The 4466-nt window shown below is 42.7% G+C and carries 4 protein-coding genes; 2 read left to right on the forward strand and 2 right to left on the reverse strand.

Features of this window, described 5'->3' with window-relative positions; genetic code table 11:
* Nucleotides 1–57 precede the first annotated feature (57 nt).
* Nucleotides 58–390, reverse strand: coding sequence for an SPFH domain-containing protein (locus QGT73_RS16955; RefSeq protein ID WP_280123214.1), 333 nt, complete (start codon nt 388–390; stop codon nt 58–60).
* A 912-nt stretch (nt 391–1302) separates the two neighbouring features.
* Between QGT73_RS16955 and QGT73_RS16960 the strand changes: the two genes are divergently transcribed.
* On the forward strand, nt 1303–2739 hold the full coding sequence (locus QGT73_RS16960) for a phage integrase SAM-like domain-containing protein (RefSeq protein ID WP_280123215.1): 1437 nt from the start codon (nt 1303–1305) through the stop codon (nt 2737–2739).
* A 177-nt stretch (nt 2740–2916) separates the two neighbouring features.
* Here QGT73_RS16960 and QGT73_RS16965 read toward each other — a convergent pair whose 3' ends face one another.
* Nucleotides 2917–3675 carry a DUF3800 domain-containing protein gene (locus tag QGT73_RS16965; RefSeq protein ID WP_123406641.1) on the reverse strand — a complete coding sequence of 253 codons (759 nt, stop codon included), beginning with the start codon at nt 3673–3675 and terminating at the stop codon, nt 2917–2919.
* A 328-nt stretch (nt 3676–4003) separates the two neighbouring features.
* Between QGT73_RS16965 and QGT73_RS16970 the strand changes: the two genes are divergently transcribed.
* Complete coding sequence (locus tag QGT73_RS16970) at nt 4004–4363, forward strand: hypothetical protein (RefSeq protein WP_280123216.1); 360 nt, start codon at nt 4004–4006, stop codon at nt 4361–4363.
* The last annotated feature ends 103 nt before the right edge of the window (nt 4364–4466 follow it).

Raw genomic sequence — 4466 nt, forward strand, 5'->3', positions numbered from 1 at the left:
ACCGAGACTTCTTCATATTCCGACTGGTCAAACTCTACGCCTAAAAATTTAACACTTCTAACTGCCAAATTTAACATATGCACCGCCATTTCGGCTTGACCCGGGAAGATTGAGTTTTGCTGTTTGATTTATAAACCATACCTCGGCTTGGAACGGAGATTCCGAGCCAAAAGGCAAGTTTATAATCTTATTAAGTATCGGTATATTTTCAGTATCAATTCTATATGTTCCCGCAGTAAATTCATCACAGATGGCACCTCCTTTTACAAAGAAAGCTGTTTGAGCTGGGTGTACCACAAGCTGAGTACCCATACGCAGGTCATCGGAGTCGAACTTATGACAAAGTTCACCATCAACCGTTTGATATTTTACAACGTCTATTATTGCCATATACTCAACTTAAAACTGACCAAAAGCCCACTTGGTCATAAATAAAAAAGAGGCGTGGGCTGCTATGCCACGCCTTTACGGATAGGTGGTAGGAATACCTGTATATGAAGATGTGGAAATAACAGCTCCACGCCGTATGGCATGGAGACTGTCATGACTTTCTCTTGCATATACTTGGATGTAAGTTTCCTACGCTTTATCCGTACAAGCAGAAGACATAACGCCTCTTTGATTCAAAAATGTTTGGACAGACCACGGCCTATCCGACTGCAAAGTTACGAAAATATTTTGATATTTTAACCCTAAGGTGTGGTGACCCGGCGAGATTTTGGCTGAGGTCACCACATTTTTATTGCTGGAATATGGTTAAAGTCTGTTAATGTTTGGGGTCATCAGGCGGTGATGTGGGGATGAATGACGCTGAACGGATTTGGTTGAATTTGAAATATATACTGATTATCAGCGCATTAAACCGCCATGATAAAAGATATGCGCCTATACAGACACGCATAATAAACAATATTTCAGTGTATTAGGATGGGCGTGGTGACTTTTGTGGTGACTTGGAGGGGTATGATTGAATAAAAGACCGCTAACTCATTGAGAATTAGCGGTCTTTTGTGGTGCCACCAGCACCATTTTTAATGAATTGAGATGAATTGCCGTAAATTCAATGTGAATATAATATGCTATATATCAATGTAATTAAACTAAACTGAATTTATTTGGAGTTGTTAATCTTCAAAAATTATAGTGACTTTTGTAGTGACTTTTCAGAAATAGTCACTATCTTTGCAATCGGAAAACACACCGTGATTTTTGGAACCCGAACCAACATCAGAGGGTCAGTTCAAGACATCGGCAGTGGATTTCCCTTGAACGAAATTAAACGATAATAAATAATCTTGAATTATGGCAAAGACTCTCTCCCGGTTCTATATCCGCAAGCAGGACGAGAACAAGGAAACGGCAACCCTATTTTTCAGGGTACAGAATAAGGAGCATAAGATAGATTCTATTTTTTCCTCCCAAATACAGGTTGATGTGCAGGAGTGGCGCAACGCCATTTCTTCCGAAGAAAACTGGATGCGTCACCGAGAAAAGAATTTCAAGCTACACGACACTCTTGCCAAAATCGAAATGGCGGTCAAGAGCGAGGTGGAGGGTATGCACTTTGACAAAAAGGCCGTGAAGGAGGCAATCCTCGCCGTTGCCAATCCGAAAAAATCGGATGCCGTGAGAAAGGCGCGGAAAGCCGAAGAGGAAGCGCGACTGAAACAGGAGCGCGAGAAGATTGAGGAAGAGGAACGCAAACGCCAAAAGAAAGAGGCGGAACGTGCGAACATCTGGAATTTCCTCGACCGATTTGTGGAAGATATAAAAGCCGGAAAGCGGCTCAACGGTAATGACCCATATACGCCCGGCAGTTGCAAGGCGTGGAGCAGTTTCCGCAAACTATACAACGGCTTTGACCCTCGACACAAATTGACATGGGGTGATGTTGACCGCGAGTTGGTGACGAAGTTCCTCGCTCACCTTGCCAAGCTCGACTACATGGGCAGTTCGGTGAATAAATACCTTGTATCGTTCCGTGCGATGGTAGGATATGCCTATGCAGACGGTCTGCACAACAATGACCGGGCATTGGCCTGTTTCTCGAAGCGAAAGGTTGAGGAAAGCGACAAGGCGGCTGAAATCTATCTGACCGAAGCCGAGTTGCAGGCATTGGCTGAAATGGAGCTGACTGGACTGAAAGATCAGGTGCGCGACATTTTCCTCGTCGGGTGCTACACTTGTCAGCGTGTCAGCGACTACAACAATATCAGCCCCGACAGTTTCACCACAACGGCAAAGGGTACGCCGATTATCCGGCTTATCCAGCAGAAGACACGAAACGAGGTCAAGATACCGATAATGAACCCTAATCTCAAAGCCATCTGCGAGAAATACAACTACAATATTCCCTCGGTGATTGATGTGATGATAAACCGCTACATCAAGGAGATACTTAAAGACCTGTCTGAAACCGTGCCGTCATTGGCTGTCAAGGTTCCCACCAAACTGACAATGAAGCAAAAGAAGAATGAGGAACTTGGCAAGATTGTGATTGAGCGCAACTCCAAAGGAGAAGTGGTAATGCCCCGTTACAGTTGCGTCACCACCCACACTGCCCGGCGCAGCGGCATCACGAATATGTATCTCTCCCACAAATACACCATCGTCCAGATGATGCACGTCAGCGGTCACAAGACCCAAAAGACCTTCATGGACTACATCAAGCTATCCTCCGATGAAATCGCCGACGAGATAGACGCAATCGCTAATCCAACGCAAAACGATGTGTTTTAACAAACTTTTTATATGGAATTTGCGTTAAAATTTTGTGGATAGGAAATTTAGTATTATCTTTGCATCCACAAAGGGTAGTTTCCCCTTGAAAGAAATACTTCGCTTGCGAAAGCAACGATTTTACGGATCGGCAGTAGCCGGTTGGAAAGAGCAATCATCTGGTTGCTCTTTTTTCGTTTAATGAGGAATGACTTTTTGGCCAAGCAACACTCCGTTGTCGGAGAAAATATTATGTTTCACCGCGTCATAAGAGCGGTTTTCATTGTGTGGTCGCAGGAAATGTGTTGTTATCGGGTATGCTATTAGGTCTGCGATTTGTAATCCAATGATATTGTCGCTCTTGTATTTGAAATCAAAATTGGTTATCCTTGACCGCAGTCTATCCGGTGTAACCCATTTTGTTCCACGGTTCCGCAGTCCATTGTAGTAATTAAGTAGTTTGCGGTCTTCCTTATGTCCTCTGCGCTCTACAACAACTGATATTTCAGGATTGTCCTCAATATTGTCAACACAAAATATGCTGCGTTCAATCAAATAGGACAAAGACAAGCCATAAACGTCATCTTCTTCACCCCTGACACAAAATTTATTTAATTGCTCTTTCAAGATAGTGCAACTAACAACAACATAGGCATCGTGTTGACTCAGTATATTCTCAATGCCTTCAAAGAATTTCTTCCGCAATGCATCGTCTTTTAATGCTCCAAAAGCTCCGCGCCATTTTCGTATGTCAACTGAGTGTATCACGATGTCAGTGTTGCCGAAAATCTCCATTTTTAGATTTTCAAAGGCTACGTTTAATGCGTTGAGGTTCTTACGCGAAACAAGTATCCCGCATAAGGTGAATATAGGAAATGTAGGGTCATATTTCGTCAAATTATGATCGCCGCACTCATCTATAAAGAGGTAATATTTTGATTTTGCTTGCTTTTCCATTGTCTTTTCTTATGCAAAGTTAATAATTTTTCGCCAATAATGCCCTGAAATCCCAAATATTATGATTAACTTTGCCATTGGATATGCGCAAGCCTATACATGACATTTTGAAAAAAGAAGCGTTATGCTCATCTTGTTTGTTGAAAACGTAGGAAATTTTCAAAACGATGCAAGAGATAGCATAGTGGTTCTCACGCATATAGCGTGGGGCACTATTGTTACATCTGCATCAAAGGTTTCCTACGACCCTCAACAAAGACGTGGCATAGTTGGCTCACGCTTCTTTATATATTGGCAACGCCATTGAGTCTATGGGTAATGATAAGGTATGAAACAAGTCATAAAAATAATTCCTCTCATTAGTGCCGTATTTTTGTTTTCGTGCAGCGATGACAATACGGTTTTCAAAGAACCGTCGCAGATCAGGGCATACGAAACGGATGCTCAGATAATGGCTCAGTTCGTGGATGTTGACAATGCCACAGGCAAGTTTGTCATAAATCCCGACAAGAAGATAACGGCTTCCGACTATGTTCTCAACCGAAACAGGGAGGAACTGCTGGCTGTCAGTGCAGTCAACTGCGATCTTTTCATGCGCGAGATGGAGAGTGTGAACGGGCTACTGTCCTCAATCAAGCAATCCGGTGTTGCCACTGCTATATTGTATTCCACTTATTCATCGGATTAAGTATATCGTAAAAATAAATTAATGTATTGATATGTTAAGCCGCAGGTCTACAGAAATTAATCATGTATCGTTTACCAACGTTGGAGAGGATGTCTTCTACGGT

Source organism: Duncaniella muricolitica (assembly GCF_910574735.1).
Classification (GTDB): Bacteria; Bacteroidota; Bacteroidia; order Bacteroidales; family Muribaculaceae; genus Duncaniella; species Duncaniella muricolitica.